Genomic DNA, 26,254 nt, shown 5'->3' on the forward strand with positions numbered 1-26,254 from the left:
AGCGCATTGGGTACTTCCCGGACGTTCAGCGCTGACGTGGCGCATATGTACGCGCAAGCAGCCTCGCAGCGTGCATTCGCGGCAAGTCAGCGCATTGGGTACTTCCCGGACGTTCAGCGCTGACGTGGCGCATATGTACGCGCAAGCAGCCTCGCAGCGTGCATTTGCGGCAAGTCAGCGCCCTCGGAAGGCGGGGCGGGGGATGTCGGACGGGGGCCCTAGCCTGGAAAGGTGAGCAGGATCGGGGAATGGATCGCGCCGCGCAGGCTCGGGCCGGACTTCCGGTGGCTGCTCGCGTCGTCGTGGACGAGCAACATCGGCGACGGCATCGCCCTCGCCGCCTCCCCGCTGCTGATCGCCTCGCTCACGTCGTCCCCGCTGCTGGTTGCCGCGGGGGCCGCGATGCAGTTCCTGCCCTGGCTGCTCTTCGGTCTCTTCGCCGGTGCCGTCGCCGATCGTTACGACCGCCGCACGCTCGTCATGCTGGCCAACGGCTCGCGGGCGGTCGTGGTCGCCGGTCTCGTGGGGTTCCTCGTCACCGGACAGGCCACCGTCGGGATCGTGCTCGCCGTGGCCTTCCTGTACGGCACCGCGGAGGTGTTCGCCGACACGGCGGGCAGCACCCTCCTGCCGATGATCGTGCGCGGGGCCGACCTCGGCGTCGGCAACGCGCGGCTCCAGGCGGGCTTCCTCGTCGGCAATCAGCTCGCCGGCCCGCCGCTGGGCGCGTTCCTGTTCGCCGCGGGGGCGTTCTGGCCGTTCCTCGTGCAGATCCTCTGCGTGACGCTGGCCGTCCTGCTCATCGCGCGGATCGCACGGACGACGAAGTCGGACGACGACGCCCCCGTGACGGTCCGCGGCGGCCGGCCGATCCGGGAGGGCCTGCGGTGGCTGCGCGGCAATCCGCCCGTCCGCACGCTCGTCGTCATCATCCTCGTCTTCAACGTCACCTGGGCCGCGCCCTGGAGCATCCTCGTCCTCTACGCGACCGAGCGCCTCGGCATGGGGCCGGTCGGTTTCGGCGCGCTGACCACGGCCTCGGCGATCGGCGGCATCGCGGCCACCGTCGCCTTCGGGTGGCTCGAACGCCGTCTGAGCTTCGCCACCCTCATGCGGGTCTGCCTGACCCTCGAGGTGCTCATGCACCTCGGCTTCGCGGTGACGACGGTCCCCGCGGTGGCCCTGGCGATCATGGTGGGCTTCGGCGCTTACGCCTTCGTCTGGGCGACGATCTCGACGACGGTGCGCCAGCGCCTCGTGCCGCTCCCGCTCCAGGGCCGCATCGCCGCGGTCAACATGGTCGGCGTGTTCGGCGGTCTCGTGATCGGACAGCTCCTCGGCGGCATCCTGGCCCAGTCCTTCGGGATCACCGCGCCGTGGTGGTTCGCCTTCGCCGGGTCGGCGATCACCCTCGTCGTCATCTGGCGCTCGATCTCGTCGATCGCCGCCGCACCCCCCGCCGCCGACGCTCCCGTCTGACCCGGCCGCGCCCCCGTTCTGCGCGCTCCCCCGCCCTTCGGCGCTGACTTGGCGCGAATGTACGCGGAAGCGCCCCCGCGGCGGACAACTGCGCCACGTCAACGCGCAGCGCGACCGCCAGCCCCTCGACGGTGACTTGGCGCAAATGGACGCGGAAGCGCCCCCGCGGCGTACATCTGCGCCCAGTCAGCGCCGGCAGGGCGGGGGTCAGGCGTCGAAGGAGCCGTAGACGGCGAGCGTGTTCGCGGCGACCTGTGCGGCGAGCTCGTCGACGTCCACCTCGAGCTCGGCCGCCAGGAAGCGCAGCGTCACCGGGATGAGGTAGGGCGCGTTGGGGCGGCCCCGGTACGGCGTGGGCGTGAGGAACGGCGCGTCCGTCTCCACCAGGATCCGGTCGCGCGAGATCACCTTCAGCGCGTCCCGGAGGTTCTGCGCGTTCTTGAAGGTCACGTTGCCCGCGAAGGATAGGTAGTACCCGCGGTCGTCGGCGATGCGGGCCATCCCCGCGTCGCCCGAGAAGCAGTGGAACACGGTGCGCTCGGGCGCCCCGACGCGCTGCAGCGTCTCGAGCACCGCCTCGTGCGCGTCGCGGTCGTGGATCTGCATCGCGATCCCGTGCTTCTTGGCCAGGTCGATGTGCGCCTCGAAGGAACGATGCTGAGCCGGGATGCCATCGGCCTCGGTCCGGAAGAAGTCCAGTCCCGTCTCGCCGATCGCCCGCACCCGCGGCTGCGCCGCCAACTCGTCGATGACCGCGAGGGCGGCATCCAGCTCCCCCGCCCGCTCGTAGACGGGGGCCTCGTTCGGGTGGATCGCCACGGCGGCGAGGACACGCGGGTGGGTCGCAGCCGCCCAGGCCGACCAGCGGGACGAGTCCACGTCGCCACCGGCCTGGACGACGCCGTGCACCCCGACCGCCACGGCGCGCTCGAGCTGCTCGTCGAGCGAGAGGCCGGTCTCGCCGTCCTCGATCTCGAGGTGCGTGTGGTTGTCGTAGACGGGGACGGCCAGGGGCTCCGGGGCGGGCGGGTAGCTGACGTCGCGCCGGCCGTCCGCCGAGCGCTCGCGCACGTACTGGCTCGGGTCGCCGCCGTCGATCGTGCCGCGCGGGCGGTCGACAGGGGTGCCGCCCGGGGCGGAGTCGGCCGTCATGGGCTCAGGCGTCCTGCTCGACGCGCGGGAACAGCGGCGACAGCGCGGTGACCGTCGACCCCGGGCGCAGCGCGCCCCACTGCCCGGCCTCGCGGATCGGCTGCGCGAGCAGCGCGCCGACGCTCGCGTCGGCGCCGAGCGCCGTCCACAGCTTCTCCGTGGCGATGGGCATGACCGGCGACAGCAGCACCGCGAGCGCCCGCAGCCCCTCGGCGGCGGTGTACAGCACCGTCGACAGACGCTCGCGCTGCGTCTCGTCCTTGGCGAGGGCCCACGGCTCGTTGTCGGTGATGTAGCCGTTGAGCGCGTCGACGATCGTCCACACGGCCGCGATGGCCTCGTCGATGCGGAACCGCTCGATCGCCGCGTCGGCGTGGGCGGCGGCATCCTGGACCGTCTTCTGGATGGCGAGGTCGGCCTCGGTCGCCGCGCCCGGCTCGGGGACGACCCCGTCGAAGTAGCGGGAGATCATCGCGACGGTCCGGGATGCCAGGTTGCCGAAGCCGTTGGCCAGCTCGGCCTGGTAGCGGGCGGCGAGGTCCTCCCACGAGAACGAGCCGTCCTGACCGAACGCGATTGCAGAGAGGAAGTAGTAGCGGTACGCGTCGGAGCCGAAGACGTCGGTGATCTCGGTCGGCGCGATGCCGGTGAGCTTGGACTTCGACATCTTCTCGCCGCCGACGAGCAGCCATCCGTGGGCGAACACGCCGCGGGGCACCTCGAGACCGGCGGCCATGAGCATCGCGGGCCAGATCACCGCGTGGAACCGGAGGATGTCCTTGCCGACCACGTGATACGCGGGCCAGCGGCGGGCGAACTCCTCGGGGTCCGTGCCGTAGCCGACAGCGGTGGCGTAGTTGAGCAGCGCGTCGACCCACACGTAGATGACGTGCGAGGGGTCCCACGGCACCTGGATGCCCCAGTCGAAGGTCGACCGCGAGATCGAGAGGTCCTTCAGGCCGTTCTTCACGAACGACACGACCTCGTTGCGCGCCGAGTCCGGACGGACGAAGTCCGGCACGGTCCGGTAGAGCTCGAGCAGGCGGTCCTGGAACTCGCTGAGCTTGAAGAAGTAGTTCTTCTCCTGCAGCAGCTCCAGCGGCTTCGAGTGGATCGCGCAGACCTTCAGCCCCTCGAAGGGGCCCTCGCCGTCAACGATCTCGGCCTCGGTCTTGAACTCCTCGCAACCGACGCAGTACAGCGCCTCGAACTCGCCGGCGTAGATGTAGCCGCGGTCGTACAGGGCCTGCACGAACTTCGCGACGCGCTCCTCGTGGCGCGGCTGGCTCGTGCGGATGAAGTCGTCGTTGGCGACGTCCAGGGTGCGCAGCAGCGGGAACCAGGCCTCGCCGACGAGCTTGTCCACCCACTCCTGCGGCGTGGCGTTGTTCGCCGCGGCCGCGCGCATCATCTTCTGCCCGTGCTCGTCGGTGCCCGTCAGCATCCAGGTGTCGTCCCCGGCCTGGCGGTGCCAGCGCGCGAGGGTGTCGACCGCCACGGTGGTGTAGCCGTGGCCGATGTGGGGCACGTCGCTCGGGTAGTAGATGGGCGTCGTGATGTAGAAGGAGTGGCCGGAAGTCACTCCAGGATTCTACGGGGGCGCTCCGACCCCCTCGGTCGTGTGACGGGGCCGCAGCGCCGTGGGACGAGGCCGCTCGGTCGCGCGGCTGCGCGCCCCGGTCGGTAAGGCTTCGGCGCGGCGGCGCGCCCCCATCGGTCCGGCGGCGGCGCGGCGGCCCGCCCCGGTCGGTCCGGCGGCGGCGCCGGTCAGTTCTTGACGGCGAGGGCGGCCTGATAGAGCTCGCGGGAGGAATGACCGGTGAGGGATGCCACCTCGCCGGCGGCCTCCTTCAGGCGCGTTCCCCCGCGGACCAGCTCGAGCACCTGCGTCACGGCGTCGGGGAAGGCGACCTCGCGCGCGCTCGCCCCCTCGACGACGATCGCGATCTCGCCCCGCACGCCCTCGGCCGCCCACGCGGCGAGGTCGGACAGCGGACCGCGCCGGACCTCCTCGTGCAGCTTCGTCAGCTCGCGGCACACCGCGGCACGACGGTCCGCGCCGAACGTCGCGGCCAGGTCCTCGAGCGTGGCCGCCAGGCGCGACGGGGACTCGAAGAAGACGACGGTGCGCGGCTCGGCGGCCAGCTCGGCGAACGCGCGGCGACGGTCCCCGCTCTTGCGCCGGGGGAAGCCCTCGAACGCGAACCGGTCGGTCGGCAGGCCCGAGACGGCGAGCGCGGTGATGACGGCGCTCGGTCCGGGCAGGACGGTCACCACGACACCGGCGGCGGCCGCCGCCGCGACGAGGCCGTATCCCGGGTCGCTGACGGTCGGCATGCCGGCGTCGCTGAGCACGAGCAGGTCCTGCTCGCGCGCGAGCTCCACCAGTTCGCCGGCGCGCTCCTTCTCGTTGTGGTCGTGCAGGGCGATCAGACGCGGGCGATTGTCGATCTTGAGCGCGGCGAGGAGGCGCTGGGTGGTCCGGGTGTCCTCGGCGGCGACGACCGAAGCGTTCTCCAGCGCCTCGACGAGGCGTCGGGAGGCGTCGCCAAGGTTGCCGATCGGCGTCGCCGCGAGGATGATCACGGTCCCACCCTATTTCCCCCGACGGGCCCGGACCGCCGGGGACGCCCGCCCCCGCCCGCCCTATGCTGGGGCCGTGAGCGCGCCCGTCGAGACCCTGCCGTCCGCGACGGAGCCGAGCCGGCTCGACATGTGGCGGGATGCCGTCCGGGCCGACCCCCGTCGCGTCCGGCTCTGGCGCTGGCTCGCGCCGGCGATCGTCACCCTCGTCGCGTTCGCGCTGCGGGTGTTCCGGATCGGAGACCCGCACCAGCTGGTCTTCGACGAGACGTACTACGTCAAGGACTCCTGGAGCCAGTGGGTGCTCGGGTACCCGTCGACCTGGCCGGACGGCGCCGACGAGAGCTTCGCGGCGGGCGACACCGACGTGTTCACCGGCATCGGCAGCTACGTCGTGCACCCGCCGCTCGGCCGCATCCTCATCGGCGCGGGCATGTGGCTGTTCGGCCCCGACACGTCCACCGGGTGGCGGATCTCGGCCGCGATCTTCGGCACGCTCACCGTCCTGCTGGTCTACCTCGTCGCGCGGAGCATGGGCGGCTCCATCGTGCTCGCCTCGGTGGCATCCGGTCTCCTCGCCATCGACGGCCTCGGGATCGTCCTCAGTCGCATCGCGCTGCTGGACGTGTTCCTGACGTTCTTCATCGTGCTCACGTTCTGGTTCGTGATCCTCGACCGACGGCGCACCCAGGACCGGATCGCCGCCCTCGTCGCGGCGCGGGAGGACGGGCCGCCGACCTGGGGTCCGGTGCTGTGGGACCGTCCGTGGCTCGTCGCCGCGGGCCTGGCCGCCGGCGCGGCGACGGGGGTCAAGTGGTCGGGGCTCTACGTCCTGGCCGCGGTCGGCCTCTACGTCGTCGTCACGGACGCGCTCGCCCGCCGCCGTGCGGGCGTGGTGCAGTGGCCCGTCGACGCCGCCCTGCGGCAGGGGCCGGTGTCGTTTCTGCTGCTGGTGCCCGCCGCGCTCGTGGTCTACCTCGCGAGCTGGTCGGGGTGGCTGCTGACGACCGGCGGCTTCGGGCGGGCCAACGAGGTCCCGGCGGAGGGCTTCTGGGCGTGGGTGCCGCTGCCGTTGCAGAACCTGTGGGCGTACCACGAGCAGATGTACGCGTTCCACGTCGGCCTGACGAGCGGGCACAGCTACGCCAGCCCCGCGTGGCAGTGGCCGCTGCTGATCCGGCCGACGTCGATGTGGTGGCATCAGGATGCCGCCGGCCAGAGCGGCTGCCTCCTGCCGAACGGCTGCACGGAGGCCGTCTCGAGCATCCCCAACCCGCTCATCTGGTGGGCGGGCATCGCCGCCGCGGTGTACCTGCTCGTCCGCGTCGTGCTCGTGCGGGAGTGGCGGTTCGCCCTCGTCCTCGTGGGGCTCGCGGCGACGTACGTGCCGTGGCTGCTCTACCCGGAGCGCACGATCTTCCAGTTCTACACGGTGGCGATGGTGCCGTTCCTCGTGCTCGGCCTCGCGTTCGCGCTGCGCGACGTCTGCCGCGGGATGCGGGGGATGCCGCGTCGCTCGGGCCAGCTGATCGTCGTGGTCTTCCTCGTCGCGTGCGTCGTGATCTCGGCGTTCTGGTACCCGGTCTGGACCGCCCTGCCCGTGCCGTACGAGTTCTGGCGCCTGCACAACTGGCTGCCCAGCTGGATCTAGGCCAGACCCGCGCACGGCCCGTCTCTACCCGCGCACGGCCCGTCTCTACCCGCGCCGCAGAATCGGAGCAGCGCGCCGGATTCGGATCAGGATGCCATCGGCATCCGATTCCGGCCCCTCCCTCCGATTCCGCGAGGGCGGACGCGGCCGCACGGGCGCGGACCGGAGGGGCGTGGCCCCAGCGGCTGGGCCGCCGAGCAGGTCAGGCCAGCTGTGTGGGGTCGGTCGTGGGCAGCGCGCAGGTGAAGGCGCGGCAGTCGTACGCGGTCGCGCGTCCGTCCTGCGCGACCTTGCCCTCGAACAGCGCGAAGCCCGCGGCGGCGAGGGCCCGCGCCTGCGCGGGCGACACCACCGCGACGACGTCGGCGGACACCCGACGGGCGGCCTCGGCGATCTCGGCGTCCGGCTCGCCCACGACGACGACCTGGCGCGGCGCGGCGACCAGTCCCACCGCCACCTCCAGCAGAGCCCCGTGGGCGATCGGCGTCGCCAGCGCGGTCGCGGCGGCCGCGCGGACGAGCAGGGCCGCCGCATCGCGGTACCTCTCCCCCGCGCCGAGGCGCCACAGGTCCAGGGCGGCGGCGGCGAACACCGACGGCCCGGACGGCGACGCCCCGTCGCTGGGCACCCCCTGCGGCTGCATGCTCTGCGCGCGCAGGACGGGGTCGCCGCCCCCGGGAGGATGGATGCCGCCGTCCCGCAGGCACGCGTCGATCAGCGCCCGCGCGCGGTCGGCGTACGCCGCCTCGCCGGTCGCCCGCGCCAGGGCGAGCAGCCCGCGGGCGAGCCCGCCGTAGTCCTCGAGCGTGGCCGGCGCCGCGGAACGGATCTCGTCCAGCGATGCGCGACGAAGGGTGCCGTCGTCGGCGACGTTGCTCTCGAGCACCGCGTCCGCCGCCCAGCGGGCGGCCTCGACGAAGCGCGGATCGGTGCGCATCCCGGCGGCGGCCAACGCGGCGATCGCGAGACCGTTCCAGCCCGTGACCACCTTGGCATCCAGGGCCGGGGGCGCCAGCTCCGCCCGCTCGGCGGCGGACGCGAGGTAGTAGCCGCCCTCCGACCGGGCGCCGTCGATCACGGACTCGGAGTCCTGCGCGGCCGCGATGCCGCCGCTGGGCAGCTGCAGCACGTCGACGAGGAACCGTGCGGCATCCGTCGCCGCCCTCTCGTCGCCGGCGGCCAGGGCGACCTCGACGAGGCCGGCGTTGTCGGTGAGCATGCGCTCGTAGTGCGGAACGGTCCAGTCCCGGCGCGTGGCGTAGCGGAAGAAGCCGCCGTCGACGGGGTCGTGCAGGTCGGAGGCGGTCATCGCGGCGAGCGCCCGTGCCGCGACGTCGGCGGCGTCCGGGACGGCCTCGGCGAGCGCGGGATGCTGCAGCAGGCGCAGCACGGGGAGGTTGGGGAACTTGGGGGTCTCGAGGGCGGCACCCGCGGCGAAGCCGCCGTACTCGCGGTCCTCGCGGGCGACGATCTGCGCGACGGCCGGCACGATCTCGTCGAGGGAGGGCGGGGCGTCGACGGGAGCCGCGGCGGCCTGGGCGAGCGCGTCCCGCAGGGCCGAGCCGGTCGACTCGACCTCGGCGCGTCGCTCGGTCCACGCCTCGCGGACGGCGGCGAGCACCTGCGTGAAGGACGGCAGCGGCGGGCGCGGCTGCGGGGGGAAGTAGGTGCCGGCGTAGAAGACGCGCCCGTCGGGGCCGGCGAAGACGGTGAGCGGCCAGCCGAGGTGCGGGGTGAACGCGGAGGCGGCGTCGAGGTAGGCGGCATCCACGTCGGGATGCTCCTCGCGGTCGACCTTGATCGAGACGAAGCCGTCGTTGAGGATGCGGGCGGTCTCCGGGTCCTGGAACGACTCGCGTGCCATGACGTGGCACCAGTGGCAGGTGCTGTACCCGATGGAGACCATGACGGGCACGTCTCGCTCGGCCGCGAGCGCGAACGCCTCGGGCCCCCAGGGGAACCACGCGACGGGGTTGTCGGCGTGGGCCCGCAGGTAGGGGCTCGAGGCGTCCGCGAGGCGGTTCACGTCTCGCCCGATGTCAGTTCAGGTCGTCGGGGTGGGTGCCGACGCGACCCGAGCCGTCGCCCGGATCGATCGCGTCGATGGCGGCCATCTCGTCGGCGGTGAGCTCGAAGTCGAACAGGTCGAAGTTCTCCTCGAGGCGCTCACGGCGCACCGACTTGGGGAACACGATGAACCCGTGCTGGATGTGCCAGCGCAGCACCGCCTGCGCGGGGCTCTTGCCGTGGGCCTCGGCGGCCTCCTTCACGGCGGGGATCTCGAACAGGTCGTACTTGCCCTGGCCGAGGGGGCCCCACGACTCGATGTGCATGTCGTTCTCGGCGCCCCAGGCGGCGATCTCGCGCTGGCTGAGCGCGGGGTGCAGCTCGATCTGGTTCACGACCGGGGTGACACCGGTCTCGGCGACGATGCGCTCGAGGTGCGGGACGAGGAAGTTCGAGACGCCGATGGAGCGCGTCTTGCCGGCCTCGCGGATCTCGATGAGCTTCTGCCACGCGTTGACGTAGTTGTCGTTCTTCGGGGTGGGCCAGTGGATGAGGTACAGGTCCACGGCGTCGAGCTGGAGCTTCTGCAGGCTCTCGTCGATCGCGGCGTGGGCGTCGTCGCCGTCGTGGCGGTCGTTCCACAGCTTGGTCGTGACGAAGAGCTCGTCACGCGGGATGCCACTGGCGGCGATGGCGCGGCCGACACCCTCTTCGTTCTTGTAGATCGCGGCGGTGTCGATGTGGCGGTAGCCGACCTCGAGCGCCTCGGACACGGCGCGCTCGGCGTCGTCGGCGGGCACGAGGAACACGCCGTAGCCGAGCTGGGGGATGGAGTTTCCGTCGTTGAGCTGGACAGAGGGAACAGTCATGCGAAAAAGCGTAGGCGAATCGATTCGCACCGTTCTCGGGGTTGACGACGCGCTCAGGACAGGGGCGCGGCGGCGGCCGCCCGGGCCAGCGCCTCGGCCACGAGGCGGAAGTTCTCGGTCACCGCCCCGGCGGTGACGCGGACCCAGCCGCCGGCGGCATCCGGTCCGTCCCCGTCGCGCCCCGGGCTCGGCCCCGACGCGCCCGGCGGGAGCGCGCCGGCGACCTGCGGGCGCGGGACGTCGATGACGAACGGGCCGCCCGCCGCGACCGCGATGCCCTCGGCCGCGAGATGGACGACGGCCGCGCGCTCGTCGCGCACCGGCATCCACAGGTTGATGCCGTCCGGGGTGCCGACGTCCACGCCGAGCCGACGCAGGTCCGCCGCGAGCCGGTCCAGGCGGTCCCGGTAGATGAGGCGGGCGGTGCGGACGGGGGCGATCGAGCGCGGATCGGAGAGGAGTTCGAGCAGCACGGCCTGCAGCAGGCGCGAGGTCCAGCCGGGACCGAGCATGCGACGTCGCACGATCCGCTCGACGATCGCCGTCGGCCCGCCGAGCGCCGCGATGCGCAGGTCCGGCCCGTGCGACTTGGAGAACCCGCGCACGTGCACCACCTGCCCCGGGATCCACAGCGCGAGCGTGACCGCCGGGGCCGTGGCGATGAGGGCGGAGTGGTCGTCCTCGATGACCGTCACGCGGTCGCCGCCGGGCACCGTGCGGAGCACGTCGGCGAGGCGCCGGGCCCGGTCGAACGACATCGAGGTGCCGGTGGGGTTCTGCGCGCGGGGCTGCAGGATGAGGGTGGACGGGCGCCGGGCCAGCGCCCGGGCGAGGGACGAGGGCAGGATGCCGTCGGCGTCGCTGTCCAGGGGGAGCGGGTCTCCCCCGGCGGCCTCGACGAGATCGAAGATGTAGGGGAACCCGGGCGACTCCACGGCCACACGGTCGCCGAACCGGACGACCTGGTCGACCGTGCGGGAGATGCCGTCGAAGGCGCCGTCCACGACGGTGAGCGCCTCGACGCCGCGGACCGGCCACTGCTCCCGCAGCAGGTCGTGCAGCTCGGGCAGCACGGGCAGGTCGTGGTACCGGCCGGTGTCGGCCCGCGGGCGTGCGCGGCCGAGGGCGTTCGCCAGCGAGGGCAGCATCGCCGGGTCCGGCGTGCCCAGCGACAGGTCCAGCACCCCTGCCGACCCGAGCCGGCGCCCGTCGCCGAGCCCGCGCGGGGCCGGGGTGCGGGGGCCCGGGGTGGCGGGCGCGGCCAGTCCCCGCACCCGGGGGCTGAGCCACTCCCGCCGTTCGGCGTGCACGAAGGTGCCCGCGCGGCCGCGCGAGGCCACGACGCCGGCGTCGGCGAGCGCGCGCCACGCGGTCGCGACCGTCCCGGTCGAGACGCCGAGGGCCGCGGCGACCTCCCGCACAGTCGGCAGCCGCTCCCCCGGCGACAGCGTCCCGTCGGAGACGAGGCGGGCGATCTCGGCCGCGATCCCCGCCGAGGAGCGCTCCACGAGGGCGTCGGGCGAGAGCATCGGGCCTCCCTTTTCGAACGGTGTCTTAACGACGGTGACACTCGTGGAAATCGTCGGGAAATGTTCAGGCGCGACAGTAACAGAACACGGCGCGGGCCGTGAGGACGGGGACAGACATGACGACGGTGCGAGCGGCCATCACCCAGACGACATGGACCGGCGACAAGGCCTCCATGCTCGACAAGCACGAGCAGTTCGCGCGGGACGCCGCGGCGGCCGGCGCGCAGGTGGTGTGCTTCCAGGAGCTGTTCTACGGCCCCTACTTCGGCATCACCCAGGACCAGAAGTACTACCGCTACGCCGAGCCGGTGGACGGGCCAATCGTCCAGCGCTTCGCCGCCCTCGCCAAGGAGCTCGGCCTGGTCAGCGTCCTCCCCATCTACGAGGAGGCTCAGACCGGGGTGTACTACAACACCTCCGTGCTCGTCGACGCCGACGGCACCGTGCTGGGCAGCTACCGCAAGAACCACATCCCCCACCTCGAGAAGTTCTGGGAGAAGTTCTACTTCCGCCCGGGCAATCTCGGATACCCCGTCTTCGACACCGCCGTCGGCAAGGTGGGCATGTACATCTGCTACGACCGCCACTTCCCCGAGGGCTGGCGCGAACTGGGCCTGAACGGCGCGCATATGGTGTTCAACCCCAATGCGACGAAGCCGGGACTGTCGAACCGCCTGTGGGAGGTCGAGGGGCCGTGCGCCGCGGTCGCCAACGGCTACTTCGTGCTGCAGCCCAACCGGGTCGGCCGCGAGGACAACGAGTACGGCGACGAGGCCGTGTCGTTCTACGGCAGCAGCCAGGTCATCGACCCGCGCGGCAACCACGTGGGGGCGATCGGCTCCGCCGAGCACGAGGAGATCCTCATCCGCGACCTCGACATGGACCTCGTGCAGCAGATGCGCGACGACTGGCAGTTCTACCGCGATCGTCGCCCGGACACCTACGGCGAGATCGCGGAGGCCTGAGATGGCGACGACGCTCCTCACCGGCGGCACGGTCGTCTCGGCGACCGGGCGCACCGCCGCCGACGTCCTCATCGACGGCGAGACCGTCGCCGCGGTGCTCGCGCCCGGCTCCACCCTGCTGGGCCACGACCTCGCGGCATCCGTCGACACCGTCATCGACGCGACCGGCAAGTACGTCATCCCGGGCGGGATCGACGCCCACACCCACATGCAGCTGCCGTTCGGCGGAACCAGCGCCTCGGACACCTTCGAGACCGGCACCCGCGCCGCGGCCTGGGGCGGGACGACGACGATCGTCGACTTCGCCGTGCAGCGGGCCGGCGAGCGCGTGCAGGACGGTCTCGCCCACTGGCACGAGCTGGCCGCGGGCAACTGCGCCATCGACTACGGGTTCCACCAGATCGTGGGAGGGGTGGATGCCGACTCCCTCGCGGCCCTGCCCGGGCTGATCGACGAGGGCATCTCGAGCTTCAAGATGTTCATGGCCTACCCCGGCGTCTTCTACGCCGACGACGCGCAGATCCTCCGGGCGATGCAGGTCGCCGCCGACACCGGCCTGCTGACGATGATGCACGCCGAGAACGGCCCCGTGATCGACGTGCTCGCCCAGCAGCTGGTCGAGAAGAACAAGACGTCGCCGTACTTCCACGGCGTCGCCCGCGCGTGGCAGATGGAAGAGGAGGCCACGCACCGCGCGATCATGCTGTCGCACCTCACCGGCGCGCCCCTCTACGTCGTCCACGTCAGCGCGAAGCAAGCCGTCGAGCAGCTCGCCTGGGCGCGGGACAACGGCCAGAACGTCTTCGGCGAGACGTGCCCGCAGTACCTCTACCTCTCGCTGGAGGACCAGCTCGGCGCCACGAGCGAGGAGTGGGGCGACTTCGAGGGCGCGAAGTGGGTGTGCTCGACGCCGCTGCGCTCGAAGCACGAGGGCCACCAGCACCACATGTGGCAGGCGCTGCGCACGAACGACATCCAGATGGTCTCCACCGACCACTGCCCGTTCTGCATGAAGGACCAGAAGACGCTCGGCCAGGGCGACTTCCGGGCCATCCCCAACGGCATCGGCTCCGTCGAACACCGCATGGACCTCATGTACCAGGGCGTGGTGACCGGCGAGATCACCCTCGAGCGCTGGGTGGAGCTGACCAGCACGACACCCGCGCGCATGTTCGGCATGTACGGGCAGAAGGGCGTCATCGCCCCCGGCGCGGACGCGGACGTCGTCGTGTACGACCCGGCCGGGCACACCTCCATCGGGGTCGGCAAGACCCACCACATGAACATGGACCACTCCGCGTGGGAGGGCTACGAGATCGACGGGCACGTCGACACCGTCATCTCGCGCGGCAAGGTCGTCGTCGACGACGGCGCGTACATCGGCGCGAAGGGCGACGGCCGCTTCGTCAAGCGCGGCCTGAGCCAGTACCTGGTCTGAGAGGGGACCCCATGGATTTCGGCGTCGTCCTGCAGACCAATCCGCCCGCCGCCCGCACCGTCCAGCTGTCGCAGCTCGCCGAGGCCCACGGCTTCAGCCACGTGTGGACGTTCGACTCGCACCTGCTGTGGCAGGAGCCGTACGTCGTGCACTCGGCGATCCTCGCCGCCACCCGCCGGGTCACCGTCGGACCCTTCGTCACCAACCCCGCCACACGGGACTGGACGGTCACGGCATCCACCTTCGCCACCCTCAACGAGATGTACGGCAACCGGACGATCTGCGGCATCGGCCGCGGCGACTCGGCCGTGCGCGTCACCAACGGACGGCCCACGACGCTGAAGGCGCTGCGCGAGTCGGTGCACGTCATCCGAGAGCTCGGCAACTCCCGCGCGGTGGAGTACAACGGCGCGACGCTGCAGTTCCCGTGGAGCCGCGGATCGACGCTCGACGTGTGGGTCGCGGCGTACGGGCCCCTCGCCCTGAAGCTCACCGGCGAGGTGGCCGACGGGTTCATCCTGCAGCTGGCCGACCTCGACATCGCGGAGTGGATGATCGCGACGGTCCGGAAGGCGGCGGAGGACGTCGGCCGCGACCCCGACGAGATCGCGTTCTGCGTCGCCGCCCCGATGTACATCGGCGAGGACACCCCCGAGAGCCGCGCGCACATGATCGAGCAGTGCCGCTGGTTCGGCGGGATGGTCGGCAACCACGTCGCGGACATCGTGTCGAAGTACGGCGGGGACTCCTCCGTCCCCGCGGCCCTCACCGACTACATCGCCGGCCGAACCGGGTACGACTACAACTCGCACGGAAAGAGCCACAACGACCACGTCGACTTCGTTCCCGACGAGATCGTGGAGCGCTTCTGCGTGCTCGGCACCGCCGAGGAGCACATCGCCAAGCTCGAGAAGCTCCGCGCCCTGGGCGTGACGCAGTTCGCCGGCTACCTCCAGCACGACAACAAGGAGGAGACGATGCGGGTGTACGGCGAGACCGTCATCCCCGCGCTGACTCCCCCGGTGACGGCGAAGCGGTGACCGACCAGCTGCCCGCCCCCGGCACGGCGGCCCCCGTCGCCGACGAGGAACGGATGCCACGCGGCATCCGTTCGGCCCGGGGTCGCACGTGGGCGGTCCGAGCAGGCTGGGGCGTGGCGGGCGTCGCGGCGGTCGCGCTGCTGTGGGAGGCGTACAAGTTCCTCGGGCCGGCGGAGGGCGTGACCGTCGGCGACGACGGGTCCGCCGGGTCGGGCGTCATCCTGCTCCCCCGCACGCACGACCGCGCCATGCCGCACGTGTGGGAGATGGCGGCGCGCATGTTCGCGCCCACCAGCGGCGGCGACACGCCCCCGCTCCTCGTCTCGGTCGCGGGTGCCGCGGGGATGACCCTCGGGCTCGCCGCGCTGGGGTGGCTCATCGGGGTGGTCGTCGGCTCGCTGCTCGGGATCGCGATGCAGCGGTGGCGGCTGGTCGAGGCGGGCCTGCTGCCGTGGATCGTCGTCAGCCAGATCGTGCCCCTCATCGCCTTCGCCCCGGTCGTCAACGCGATCGGCACGCAGGTCGACCGCTCCGGCATCCCGTGGCCGCCGTGGCTGTCGGTCGCGCTCATCGCGTCGTACCTCGCGTTCTTCCCCGTCGCCGTCGGCATGCTGCGGGGCCTGAACGCGCCCGACGCGATGCACCTCGACCTGCTGCGGGCCGCATCGGCGGGATGGTGGCGCACGCTCGTGCACCTGCGCCTGCCCGCGGCCGTGCCGCACCTGCTCCCGGCACTGCGGCTCGCGGCGGCGTCGGCCGTCGTCGGCGCGGTCGTCGCCGAGGTGTCGATCGGCCTGCGCGGGGGCATCGGCCGCATGCTCATCCAGCTCGCCGGTCAGGCCTCGTCCGACCCCGCCGCCCCCTGGGCACCGACCTTCGGCACCGTCGTCATGGGCCTCGTCGCCGCCGCCGGCGTCGCCCTCGTCGGCGTCGCTTTCCATCGTTTCCGTCGCGGAGAGGACACCGCATGAGCACCGCCACCGCCCCCGCCACCGGGACCGAGCACGCCGTTCGCGCCGCCGGCGTCGCCAAGGTGTTCGCCAGCCCCGGGGGCGAGGTGACCGCCCTGACGGGCATCGACCTCGAGATCGCCGCCGGGGAGTTCGTCTCGCTCATCGGCCCCTCCGGCTGCGGCAAATCGACGCTGCTCCGCCTCATCGCGGACCTCGACTCCCCCAGCGCCGGGGAGCTCACCCTCTACGGCAAGCCAGCCCGCCGCGCCCGCCTCGACCAGGACTACGGCATCGCCTTCCAGCAGGCCGCGCTCCTGCCGTGGCGCACCGTCGCCGCCAACATCGCCCTGCCCCTCGAGCTGCACAAGTGGCCCCGGGCCCGCCGCGACGCCCGTGTCGCCGAGCTGGCCGAGCTCGTCGGTCTCACCGACTTCGTCGACCGCTACCCCGATCAGCTGTCCGGCGGCATGCAGCAGCGCGTGGCGATCGCGCGCTCTCTCGCCGTCCAGCCGCGACTGCTCCTCATGGACGAGCCGTTCGGCGCGCTCGACGAAATGACCCGCGAACGGCTGCAGTCCGAGCTCGCCCGGATCGCCGCCGAGAGTGGGGCGGCCGTCGTCTTCGTCACCCACTCGATCCCCGAGGCGGTGTTCCTGTCCGACCGCGTCGTCGTGATGAGCCCGCGACCGGGGGTCATCACGGACGTCATCGACACCCGCCCCGGGCGGGACCGCGACGACGAGCTGCGGGAGTCGCCGGAGTTCTTCGCGCGGGTGACCGCCGTCCGCGAGGCGCTGCACGGCGCCCCCGTCCACCGGGCGAACGAGCGATGAGCGCCGCCCCGGCCCGCGCGGCGGCCCGCTCCTCCACCGCCCGCGCCGACCGCCCGCTCCCCGCCTGGGCCCGGGTGGCGGCGCCCGTCGTCGTCGGTGTCGCCGGGCTCGTCGCGTGGTGGGCCTTCGTCGCCTCGGGCAGCGCCCCGCGCATGCTGCCCGACCCGTTCGCCGTCGCCGGCGAGCTCGTCACGCGCTTCGCCCTCGTCGCCGAGGCCGCGACGATCACCGGCGGCAACGCGCTCGTCGGGCTCATCGCGGGCACCCTCGTCGCCGTGCTCATCGCCGCGCTCGCCGCGACCTGGCGTCCCGTCGACGGGATGACCGCGCCGCTGGTCGCCGCCCTCGCGGTCGTCCCGATCGTCGCGCTCACCCCCATCCTCAACACGATGTTCGGCGCGTCCAGCCAGTTCGGGCGCCAGGCGGTCGCCGCGATCGCCGCGTTCGTCCCCGTCTTCGTCAACACCCTCCGTGGCCTCCGGCAGACCCGGCCCGTCCAGCGCGACCTGTTCCGCGCCACGGCCGCGACCGGCGGCCAGACGTTCCTGCGGCTGACCCTGCCCACCGCGCTGCCGTACCTGCTCACGGGTGTGCGGGTGGCGGCATCCCTCGCCGTCATCTCCGCCCTCGTCGCGGAGTACTTCGGCGGACCCGCCGACGGCATCGGCACCGCGATCGCGACCTACGCCAAGTCGGGACGCGCCGCGCTGGCGTGGGCGTTCGTCGGCGGCGGCATCGCGATCGGCCTCGTCTTCTACCTCGTCACCGCCCTCCTCGAACGCGTCGTGGCCCGTCGCCTCGGCGCCCTCCGCCCCCGGGGCTGAGACCGCTCGGCATCCCCTCCGCCCCACGACAGAACGGCCTGCACCACCCGACACACGCTCCACCCGAATCGAAAGGTCCCACCATGAGACACAGCATCCGTCGCGGCGCCGTCGCGACCGCCGGGGTCGCCCTGGCCGCTCTCACCCTCTCCGCGTGCGCGGGCGGCGACGCCGAGCCCGCCGCCTCCGACGGCGACTTCACCCCGCTGACCGAGATCAGCCTGCAGCTGCAGTGGCTGCCCCAGGCGCAGTTCGCCGGGTACTACGTCGCCCTCGACCAGGGGTACTTCGAGGAAGAAGGCTTCGACAGCGTCGAGGTGCTCCCCTCGGGCGGCGACATCGTGCCGCAGGACGCGCTCGTCGCCGGCGACGTCGACTTCGCCGTCGCGTGGGTCCCGAAGGTGCTCGGCACGCTCGAGAACCAGGGCGTCGAGCTCACCGACATCGCCCAGGTGTTCCAGAAGTCCGGCACCACGCAGGTGTCGTGGAAGGACTCCGGCATCACCGGCGTCGACGACTTCGAAGGCAAGCGCATCGGCTCGTGGGGCTTCGGCAACGAGTGGGAGATCTTCGCCGCGATGGCCGACCAGGGCCTCGACGCCTCCACGGTCCAGATCACCACGCAGGACTTCTCGATGAACGCCCTGCTGGACCGGGACGTGGATGCCGCCCAGGCCATGACCTACAACGAGCTGGCCCAGCTGCTCGAGACCGTGAACCCCGAGACGGGCGAGCTGTACACGATGGACGACATCGACGTCATCTCGTACGAGGACACCGCCGGCGCCATGCTTCAGGATGCCATCTGGGCCGACACCGCACGCCTGAACGACGACCCCGCGTACGCCGACGCCGCCACCCGTTTCCTCAAGGCCGTCATCAAGGGCTGGGTGTTCGCCCGCGACAATCCCGAGGAGGCCGCGGACATCACCTACCAGGCGGCGACCGCTCCCGGCGTCGACGCGTTCCCCGTCGGCCCGACGCACCAGCTGTGGCAGATGAACGAGGTCAACAAGCTCATCTGGACCGGCGGGCAGTTCGGTCTCATCGACGCCGACGCGTGGGACCGGACCGTCCAGGGCGCGCTCGCCGCGGTCAACCAGGACGGCCTGAACCTCATCACGACCGAGCCCGCGGAGTCCGCGTACTCGAACGAGTACATCGAGGCGGCCCTGTCCGCCCTCGAGGACGAGGGAGTCACCGTCGACGGCGAGTACACCCCCATCGAGGTGACGCTCACCGAGGGCGGTCAGTGATCGCTCGCTGAGGGCGGGGCGGCCGGGTCTCCCGGTCGCCCCGTTCGCTTCTGCGCGCGTCGGGGCCGTGGCATCCCTCCCTCGTCCTGCTCCGAGCCGCTCGCGCTGACGTGGCGCAGATGCACGCGCCGCGCTTGGTCCGAGCGGCCCGGCGCTGACTGGGCGCAAACGTACTAGCCGCGCCGGCCCGGGCGTACATTCGCGGCAAGTCACGGCCATTAGACCCCGCCCCGCACCCCGCGAATGTGGCGGATTCGCCGCTTTCCACCGGCATCCACGTCGGAACGCGTGATTCACTACGAACGTGCAGACTCCCCCGCGTGCCCGTCATGCCCGCCGCCCCGCCGGCGCGGGCTGGCGTCGGACGGCGAAGATCCTGGCGATCGCCCTCACCGTCGCCGTGGTCGCCGCCATCGGCGTCGGCGGCTTCTACGCCTGGTACCTGTCGAAGACCCTGAGCGACAACGCCGTCCCCCTCGCGGACAAGCCGACGCAGGGCCCGTCCCTCAGCTCCTACGACGGGCCGTTCACCGTGCTCGTGACGGGCACCGACGAGTGCGATGACGAGGTGCGGGAGGCGTTCGGCGCCCGCTGCTCCGGCCCGGACGCCGACGGACGCCTGAACGACGTCAACATGCTCGTTCACGTGTCCGACGCCCCGCGTCGGGTGACCGTGGTGTCCTTCCCGCGCGACCTGCAGATCCCGATCCCCGAGTGCACGAACGAGGACGGCACCGTCACCCCCGCCGCCGACCGCGCGCCGATCAACTCCGCGTACGGCCGCGGCGGACTGCCGTGCGTCGCCGAGACGATCTCCGACCTGAGCGGCCAGGCGATCCCGTTCGCCGCGAAGGTGAGCTTCGGCAACGTCGTGAACATCACCGACGCGATCGGCGGCGTCGAGGTCTGCATCGCCGGCGACGGCATCGACGACCCCGACGCCGGGATCGACTGGGAGCCGGGCCCGCGCGTCGTCCAGGGGTACGACGCCCTCGCCTTCCTCCGCACCCGCAAGGGCATCGGCGACGGCAGCGACCTCGCCCGCATCGGCAACCAGCAGCAGTACCTCTCCCGGCTGCTGTCCAAGCTCCGCAGCGACGAGGTGCTCTCCAACCCCGGCACGCTCCTGTCGCTCGCGAACACCGCCGTGACTAACATCACGCCCAGCGAGAGCCTGGCCGACCCGCTGCGCATCGCGCAGCTCGCGTACACGATCCGCGACGTGCCCCTGGACGACATCGCCTTCGTCCAGTACCCCGTCTACGACGACCCGTCCAACACCAACCACGTGCTGTCCGACGACGAGGGCGCGGCGATCCTCTGGGACGCGCTCGACCGCAACGTCCCGTTCGAGATCACGGGCAACGCCGGAACCAACGGCGGCGTCGAGGCCGACCCCTCGGTGCCCGGACCCGAGGCATCCACCCCTCCCGCGACGGACGAGCCGGCTCCGGATGCCACCACCCCCGCGCCCGGCGAGACGGCGGCGCCCGAGGTGGTCGAGCTGCCCACCAACATCACCGGGTCCACGGCCGCCCAGCCCACCTGCTCGGTCGGTCGCGGCTGAATCTGCCCCGGGGCTCGCGCCTCTTCCGCGCTGAGGTGTCGCAGATGTACGCCGCCGCCCCCGCGGCGCGTACATCTGCGCCACCTCACGGCACCCCGGGCCCACCGCAGGGCGGTGTGGGCCGGAGCGCGATAGGCTGGAAGGCTGTGTCTGCCGAACCCGTCATCGTCTACCCGCCCGAGCTGCCCGTCAGCGCCGCGCGGGACGAGATCGCGCGCGCCATCCGCGACCACCAGGTCGTGATCGTCGCCGGCGCGACCGGGTCGGGCAAGACGACGCAGCTGCCGAAGATCTGCCTCGAGCTCGGCCGCACCTCCATCGCGCACACCCAGCCGCGCCGCATCGCCGCCCGCACGATCGCCGAGCGCATCGCGGACGAGATGCAGGTGCCCCTCGGCTCGACCGTCGGCTACAAGGTCCGCTTCACCGACAAGGTGTCGGCCGACACCCGGGTGGCCCTGGTCACCGACGGCATCCTGCTCAACGAGATCCACCGCGACCGGCTGCTCCGCCGTTACGACACGATCATCGTCGACGAGGCGCACGAGCGGTCGCTCAACATCGACTTCCTCCTCGGCTACCTCCGCCGCATCCTGCCGAAACGGCCCGACCTCAAGGTCATCGTCACCTCGGCCACCATCGACCCCGAGAGCTTCGCCCGCCATTTCGCCGCTCCCCCCGCCGAGCCCGGCGGCGACCCGGTGCCGGCCCCGGTCATCGAGGTCTCGGGGCGGACGTACCCGGTCGAGATCCGGTATCGGCCGCTCGACGGAGCGGACCAGGCTCCGGAGGATTCCGAGGATGAGGGCTTGGATGCCACCGCCCCGGCGCCGCAGCCGAAGAAGCTCCGGAGCCCGGCACGGCCCGCCGCCAGACCCGGCCGGGGCGACGACGACGCCGACGAGGTCGGGGCCGTCGTCGCGGCGCTGCGCGAGCTGGACCGGGAGCCCGCCGGCGACGTGCTCGTCTTCTTCCCCGGCGAGGCCGAGATCCGCGACGCCGCGGACGCGATCCGCGGGGCGTACCAGCGCGACGCGGCACCGACCGAGGTGCTGCCGCTGTACGGCCGCCTCTCCGCCGCCGAGCAGCACCGCGTGTTCGAGCGCTCCACCGTCGGGGGGGTGCGCCGCCGCGTCATCCTCGCCACGAACGTCGCCGAGACGAGCCTCACCGTCCCCGGCATCCGGTACGTCGTCGACACCGGGACCGCCCGCATCTCGCGCTACAGCAACCGGTCGAAGATCCAGCGCCTGCCGATCGAGGCGGTGTCGCAGGCGTCGGCGCAGCAGCGCTCGGGCCGCGCGGGCCGCACCTCCCCGGGTGTCGCGATCCGGCTCTACTCCGAGGACGACTTCACCCGCCGCCCGGAGTACACCGAGCCCGAGATCCTCCGCACCTCCCTGGCATCCGTCATCCTCCAGATGCTGTCGCTCGGCTTCGGCGACATCCAGGCGTTCCCGTTCCTGACCCCGCCCGACTCGCGCGGTGTGAAGGCGGCCTTCGACCTGCTCGTCGAGCTCGGGGCTGTGAAGCTGCCGGCGCCCGGCGCACGGTCACGGGACGACCGGCCCGACCGGGATCCCTCGCGCGACCGCGGCGGGCGCGACGACGAGCGCGGTCCGCGTCTCACCGAGATCGGCCGCGAGATCGCCCGCCTGCCGGTCGACCCGCGCTTCGCCCGCATGCTCATCGAGGCACGGCGGAACGACGTCTCGACCGAGGTGCTTGCGATCGTGTCGGGCATGTCGATCCAGGACGTGCGCGAACGTCCCGAGGACAGGCGCGAGGAGGCCGACCGCTTCCATGCGCGGTTCACGGACCCGACGAGCGACTTCCTCTCGCTGCTGAACCTGTGGGAGTACCTGCAGGAGAAGCAGGCCGAGCTCGGCTCGAGCGCGTTCCGGCGTCTGTGCCGCAGCGAGCACCTGAACTACGTGCGGGTGCGCGAGTGGGTCGACGTCCACCGGCAGCTGCGGTCGTTGGGGGCCGAGGGCGGCGGGCGCGACGGCGCCGGGCGCGACGGCGGCGGCGGACGCACCGGTGGCAGCGCGCGCGGGCGCTCCCGCGGCGGCGACCACGCCTCCTCCCTCGCCCCCCAGACGGACCCCTCCCGGCCGCATCGCTCGTCGGGACGCGGCCCCCAGCACGACACCACGGCCCCCGAGGGACATGCCGCCGGCGATGCCATCCACCGCGCGATCCTGTCCGGACTGCTCTCGCACATCGGCATCCTGGACCCCCGCACCATGGCGCAGGCCAAGGACCGCCGGGCCCCCGGCGACGCGCGCCCCGTCAAGGGCGAGTACATCGGTGCCCGCGGTGCGCGGTTCGCGATCTTCCCCGGCTCGGGCCTGAAGAAGAGGCGCCCGTCGGCCGTCATGGCCGCCGAGCTCGTCGAGACCTCGCGCCTGTTCGCCCGCACGGTCGCCGCCGTGGACCCGGCCTGGGCGGAGGAGCTCGCGCCCGACCTGGTCAAGCGGTCGCTGAGCGAGCCGCACTGGTCCAAGGACGCCGGGTCGGCCGCCGCGTACGAGAAGGTCACGCTGTTCGGCGTCGAGCTCGTCGGACGCCGCCGCGTGCAGCTCGCCCGCTTCGACCGCCCCCTCGCCCGCGAGATGTTCGTCCGCCACGCGCTCGTCGAGGGCGAGTGGGACCCGTCCGTCCTCGACAAGCGCCTGACCGCGTTCCTCCGCCGCAACCAGGAGCAGCGCCGCCTCCTCGAGAAGATCGAGGAGCGAGAGCGCCGCCGCGACATCCTCGTGGGCGACGAGGCCGTCTTCGCCTTCTACAACGCCCGCATCCCGGCGGACGTCACCGATGTGCGCGCGTTCGAGACCTGGTGGAGGGATGCCTCCGCGAAGACCCCGCACCTGCTCGACCTTCGCGAGTCCGACCTGACCGGCGACCGCGCTCAAGGCGACGACCGGGCCTTCCCGGCGCGCTGGCGCCAGGGCGATCAGACGCTGAACCTCGCCTACCGCTTCGAGCCGGGCGCTCCGGACGACGGCGTGACGGTCGTGGTGCCGCTGCCGCTGCTGGCCCAACTGCGCCCCGACGGGTTCGACTGGCAGGTCCCCGGCATGCGCGACGAGCTGGTGACGGCGCTCCTCCGCGCCCTGCCGAAGACCATCCGCCGCAACGTGGTCCCCGCCGCCGACTGGGCCGAGAAGTTCAGCGCCGAGCTCGCCGAGAAGGGCCCCGAGCACGCGGACGGTCTGCCGAGGACCACGCTCGTCGACGCCCTCGCCGCCCTGGTGCAGCGCGTCGCGAACCAGCGGGTGAGCGCTGCCGACTTCGAGCTCGACCGCGTCCCCGGCCACCTCATGCCGTCGTTCCGCGCCGTCGACGCCCGGGGCCGCGCGGTGGGATCCGATCGCGATCTCGGTGCCCTGCAGCGCCGTCTCGCCGACCGGGCCCGGTCCAGCGTCGAGTCGGCCGTGACGCGCGAGCGTCCCGCCGCCCGCTCGGCCGCCGCGGTCGCCCAGGCCTCGCCCGCGTTCGCCTCCCGCACGAAGCTCACGACGTGGGACCTCGACGAGCTCACCGAGGTCGTCGACACCCCCGTCGCCGGCGGCGTCGTCCGCGGGTACCCGGCCCTCGTCGATGAGGGCGACAGCGTGGCGCTGCGCGTCGAGGCCACCCCGGAGGAGGCGACGCGGCTCACGCGGGGCGGCATCCGGCGTCTGCTCCTGCTGGCGGTCCCCTCCCCGGCGACCTACGTGCTGGACCACCTCACCGCGAACGAGAAGCTCGCACTCGCGGCGTCGCCGTACCAGAACGCCAAGGCGCTCATCGAGGACGCCCGCGTCGCCCTCGCCGACGACCTCCTGCTGCGCGAGGCCCCGGCCGGCGTCGTGCGCACGAAGGCGGACTTCGCACGGGTGCGCGACGCGTTCTCGGCGGCATCCGTGGATCGGACGTTCCAGACGGTCTCGCTCGCCGCGAAGATCCTTCTCGCCCAGCGCGAGGTCGAACGCGCGATGAAGGACGCGTCGTCGATCACGCTCCTCGGCGCGCTCAACGACGTGCGCGGGCAGGTGCAGGGTCTGATCTTCTCGGGGTTCCTCTCCCGGACCGGTCTCGCCCGGCTCCCGCATTACCCGCGCTACCTCGCCGGGGCCCTGGAGCGGGTCACGACGCTCTCGGACAACCCCGGCCGCGACCGCCAGCGCATGACCGAATACGAGCGCGCCGCCGCGGGCTTCGTGGATGCCGGGGGCTCGGTGCCCCTGCCCCCGGACGCCCCGGCGAATCTCGTGCAGACCCGCTGGCTGCTCGAGGAACTGCGCGTGAGCCTCTTCGCCCAGCGCCTCGGTACCGCCGAACCGGTCTCCCCTCAGCGCATCGCGAAGGCGCTCAAGAGCGCCTGAGTCGTCGGATCGTGTCGCTTGCCGGGACCCGGAAGCGACGTGATCCGGCGACGCGCACGCCGACGTGCACCCGCCTGCCTCATACGCCGAGCGACGCACCCCAGGTTCGCAGCAACGCCTCGAGAGAGCGACGCTGGTCGGGGTCGAGTCCGGCGAGCAGGCGCTGCTCGTTCGCGATGTGCGCCGTGTAGGCCTCGTCGATCACGCGCCGCCCGGCCGACGTCAGCCGGATGACGCGCGCCCGCCCGTCATCGGCGTCGTCGTCGCGCACCACGAGACCGGATGCCACGAGCCGGTCGACGCGCTTGGTCACCGCCCCGGTGGTGACCATGGTGTGGCGCGCGAGCTCGCCCGGGGCCGCGGCGAACGGCGCCCCCGCTCGGCGGAGGGCGGCGAGGATGTCGAACTCCCCCTCGCCGAGGCCGTACCGGCGGTAGACCGCGAGCAGTTCGTCGCGCAGATGATCGGCGAGGCGGTGCAGGCGTCCGATCACCTGCATCGGCGAGACGTCGATGTCGGGTCTCTCGGCGCTCCACTGGGCGACGATCGTGTCGACGCGGTCGGTCGTCGGGGTCATGGCATCCACTTTATCTTCCAGGGAAGCTAATCTGTCTTCCATCGAAGCTAAATGGCGCATCGTCGCCGTCACCGCCGTCGCACCGATCGCGTGGGGCGCGACGTACGTCGTCACGCGGCACCTGCTGCCGGCGGACGCGCCGCTGTGGGGGGCGGCCCTTCGGGACCTGCCTGCGGGCGTCCTGCTTCTCGCGCTCGCGCGACGGCGGCCGCACGGAGCGTGGTGGTGGAAAGCGCCCGTGCTGGGGATGCTGAACTTCGGGGCCTTCTTCGTGCTCGTCTACGTCGCCGCGCAGCTTGTGCCGTCGTCGATCGCGGCGTCCATCATGGCTCTCGCCCCGCTGGCCCTCGCCGGACTCGCGTGGCCCCTGCTCTCCCAGCGTCCCACGGCACGGTGGGCGGTCGGGGCCGCGGGCGGCCTCGCCGGCGTCCTGCTCGTCGTCGGCCTCGGCGCCGGCGCGGTGCCGGCAGCCGGGGTGACGGCATCCGTCGTCGCGCTGCTCGCCTCGTCGCTGGGCGCGATCCTGACCACCCGATGGCGAGACGAGACGCCCCTGCTGGCCACGACGTCGTGGCAGCTGACGGCCGGCGGTATCGTGCTGGTCGTCGTCGCGGGTGTCATCGAGGGTCCCCCGCCCCGCGTGGATGCCGTGGGCGTCGCCGCCTACGCCGGCATCGCGGTCGTCGCGACGGCCGTGGCGTTCGTGTGCTGGTTCACCGGACTTCGGCACCTCCCCGCGGGCACGGTCGGCCTGATCGGCTTGCTGAACCCGGTCACCGGTGTGCTGCTCGGCGTCGCGGTCGGCGGCGAGTCGCTCGCGCCGGCGCAGGTGCTCGGCATCCTGCTGGTGCTCATGGCGATCGCCGTCACCAGCGGTGGGAGGAATCCGGGACCCCCGGCGCGAGGAGGCAGGAACGAGCGTGAGCGAGGCACCCGCCTCTGACCCCTGGCACGGCATCCTTCCCCAGCCCCACCGCCCGCGCGCCGGAATCGGAGAACCGCGCCGGATTCGGAGATTCCCCCCGAAATCCTCCGAGAACAGCGCGAATCCCCGAATCCACGACGCCCACACGCAGGCGGTGAACCTCGCGCCACGGTCAGGACCCGGGATGCCACCCACCTCACCGGCATCCCTCCCCCGGCCCCACCGCCCGCGCACCA

At 72.5% G+C, this 26,254-nt stretch carries 19 protein-coding genes; 12 read left to right on the forward strand and 7 right to left on the reverse strand.

Annotation, left to right across the window (positions count from 1 at the left end):
* The first annotated feature begins 231 nt into the window (after positions 1-231).
* Complete coding sequence (locus ACO03V_RS05460; RefSeq protein WP_423136882.1) at positions 232-1,479, forward strand: MFS transporter; 1,248 nt, start codon at positions 232-234, stop codon at positions 1,477-1,479.
* 207 nt (positions 1,480-1,686) lie between these two features.
* On the opposite strand, the gene ACO03V_RS05465 is transcribed toward ACO03V_RS05460, so the two are convergent.
* The 3 genes from ACO03V_RS05465 to rsmI all read right to left on the reverse strand — a co-directional run bounded on the left by ACO03V_RS05465 (position 1,687) and on the right by rsmI (position 5,217).
* Positions 1,687-2,631 (reverse strand): TatD family hydrolase, encoded by a 945-nt coding sequence (locus ACO03V_RS05465; protein WP_423136883.1) that lies wholly within the window; start codon positions 2,629-2,631, stop codon positions 1,687-1,689.
* Positions 2,632-2,635: 4 nt separating this feature from the next.
* The gene (metG, locus tag ACO03V_RS05470) at positions 2,636-4,213 is read right to left on the reverse strand and encodes a methionine--tRNA ligase (protein ID WP_423136884.1); all 1,578 of its coding nucleotides are present in this window, start codon (positions 4,211-4,213) and stop codon (positions 2,636-2,638) included.
* Between the two features lie 185 nt (positions 4,214-4,398).
* Positions 4,399-5,217 (reverse strand): 16S rRNA (cytidine(1402)-2'-O)-methyltransferase, encoded by an 819-nt coding sequence (rsmI, locus tag ACO03V_RS05475; RefSeq protein ID WP_423136885.1) that lies wholly within the window; start codon positions 5,215-5,217, stop codon positions 4,399-4,401.
* Positions 5,218-5,290: 73 nt separating this feature from the next.
* On the opposite strand from rsmI, the gene ACO03V_RS05480 reads away from it, so the two are divergent.
* Positions 5,291-6,865: a dolichyl-phosphate-mannose--protein mannosyltransferase gene (locus tag ACO03V_RS05480; RefSeq protein WP_423136886.1), complete on the forward strand. Its 1,575-nt coding sequence runs from the start codon at positions 5,291-5,293 to the stop codon at positions 6,863-6,865.
* Positions 6,866-7,067: 202 nt separating this feature from the next.
* On the opposite strand, the gene ACO03V_RS05485 is transcribed toward ACO03V_RS05480, so the two are convergent.
* The 3 genes from ACO03V_RS05485 to ACO03V_RS05495 are packed head-to-tail and all read right to left on the reverse strand — an operon-like array spanning position 7,068 to position 11,270.
* Positions 7,068-8,891 carry a thioredoxin domain-containing protein gene (locus tag ACO03V_RS05485; protein WP_423136887.1) on the reverse strand — a complete coding sequence of 608 codons (1,824 nt, stop codon included), beginning with the start codon at positions 8,889-8,891 and terminating at the stop codon, positions 7,068-7,070.
* A gap of 13 nt (positions 8,892-8,904) precedes the next feature.
* Positions 8,905-9,741 carry an aldo/keto reductase gene (locus ACO03V_RS05490; RefSeq protein WP_423136888.1) on the reverse strand — a complete coding sequence of 279 codons (837 nt, stop codon included), beginning with the start codon at positions 9,739-9,741 and terminating at the stop codon, positions 8,905-8,907.
* 53 nt (positions 9,742-9,794) lie between these two features.
* Positions 9,795-11,270 carry an aminotransferase class I/II-fold pyridoxal phosphate-dependent enzyme gene (locus tag ACO03V_RS05495; RefSeq protein WP_423136889.1) on the reverse strand — a complete coding sequence of 492 codons (1,476 nt, stop codon included), beginning with the start codon at positions 11,268-11,270 and terminating at the stop codon, positions 9,795-9,797.
* A 116-nt stretch (positions 11,271-11,386) separates the two neighbouring features.
* On the opposite strand from ACO03V_RS05495, the gene ACO03V_RS05500 reads away from it, so the two are divergent.
* The 9 genes from ACO03V_RS05500 (at position 11,387) to ACO03V_RS05540 (ending at position 24,516) form a co-directional block, all read left to right on the forward strand.
* The gene (locus tag ACO03V_RS05500; protein ID WP_367726336.1) at positions 11,387-12,235 is read left to right on the forward strand and encodes a nitrilase-related carbon-nitrogen hydrolase; all 849 of its coding nucleotides are present in this window, start codon (positions 11,387-11,389) and stop codon (positions 12,233-12,235) included.
* 1 nt (position 12,236) lies between these two features.
* Positions 12,237-13,673 (forward strand): dihydropyrimidinase, encoded by a 1,437-nt coding sequence (hydA, locus tag ACO03V_RS05505; protein ID WP_387053504.1) that lies wholly within the window; start codon positions 12,237-12,239, stop codon positions 13,671-13,673.
* Between the two features lie 11 nt (positions 13,674-13,684).
* The gene (locus tag ACO03V_RS05510) at positions 13,685-14,713 is read left to right on the forward strand and encodes a TIGR03842 family LLM class F420-dependent oxidoreductase (protein WP_387053502.1); all 1,029 of its coding nucleotides are present in this window, start codon (positions 13,685-13,687) and stop codon (positions 14,711-14,713) included.
* Complete coding sequence (locus ACO03V_RS05515; RefSeq protein WP_423136890.1) at positions 14,710-15,684, forward strand: ABC transporter permease; 975 nt, start codon at positions 14,710-14,712, stop codon at positions 15,682-15,684. The genes ACO03V_RS05510 and ACO03V_RS05515 overlap by 4 nt, the downstream gene beginning before the upstream one ends.
* Positions 15,681-16,499: an ABC transporter ATP-binding protein gene (locus ACO03V_RS05520; RefSeq protein ID WP_423136891.1), complete on the forward strand. Its 819-nt coding sequence runs from the start codon at positions 15,681-15,683 to the stop codon at positions 16,497-16,499. The genes ACO03V_RS05515 and ACO03V_RS05520 overlap by 4 nt, the downstream gene beginning before the upstream one ends.
* Positions 16,496-17,323, forward strand: a complete 828-nt coding sequence (locus ACO03V_RS05525) for an ABC transporter permease (RefSeq protein ID WP_423136892.1) — start codon at positions 16,496-16,498, stop codon at positions 17,321-17,323. Before ACO03V_RS05520 ends, ACO03V_RS05525 begins: the two co-directional genes overlap by 4 nt.
* A gap of 83 nt (positions 17,324-17,406) precedes the next feature.
* The gene (locus tag ACO03V_RS05530; RefSeq protein WP_367726329.1) at positions 17,407-18,579 is read left to right on the forward strand and encodes an ABC transporter substrate-binding protein; all 1,173 of its coding nucleotides are present in this window, start codon (positions 17,407-17,409) and stop codon (positions 18,577-18,579) included.
* A 304-nt stretch (positions 18,580-18,883) separates the two neighbouring features.
* On the forward strand, positions 18,884-20,146 hold the full coding sequence (locus tag ACO03V_RS05535; protein WP_423136893.1) for an LCP family protein: 1,263 nt from the start codon (positions 18,884-18,886) through the stop codon (positions 20,144-20,146).
* 146 nt (positions 20,147-20,292) lie between these two features.
* Complete coding sequence (locus ACO03V_RS05540; protein WP_423136894.1) at positions 20,293-24,516, forward strand: DUF3418 domain-containing protein; 4,224 nt, start codon at positions 20,293-20,295, stop codon at positions 24,514-24,516.
* Between the two features lie 79 nt (positions 24,517-24,595).
* Here ACO03V_RS05540 and ACO03V_RS05545 read toward each other — a convergent pair whose 3' ends face one another.
* Entirely contained in the window at positions 24,596-25,093 is a 498-nt protein-coding gene (locus ACO03V_RS05545) for a MarR family winged helix-turn-helix transcriptional regulator (protein ID WP_423136895.1), read from the reverse strand.
* Between ACO03V_RS05545 and ACO03V_RS05550 the strand changes: the two genes are divergently transcribed.
* Entirely contained in the window at positions 25,065-26,036 is a 972-nt protein-coding gene (locus tag ACO03V_RS05550; RefSeq protein ID WP_423136896.1) for a DMT family transporter, read from the forward strand. The two genes, ACO03V_RS05545 and ACO03V_RS05550, sit on opposite strands and share 29 nt — an antisense overlap.
* Positions 26,037-26,254: the final 218 nt, after the last annotated feature.

The sequence above is a fragment of the Microbacterium sp. HMH0099 genome, from assembly GCF_049384025.1.
Lineage (GTDB): Bacteria > Actinomycetota > Actinomycetes > Actinomycetales > Microbacteriaceae > Microbacterium.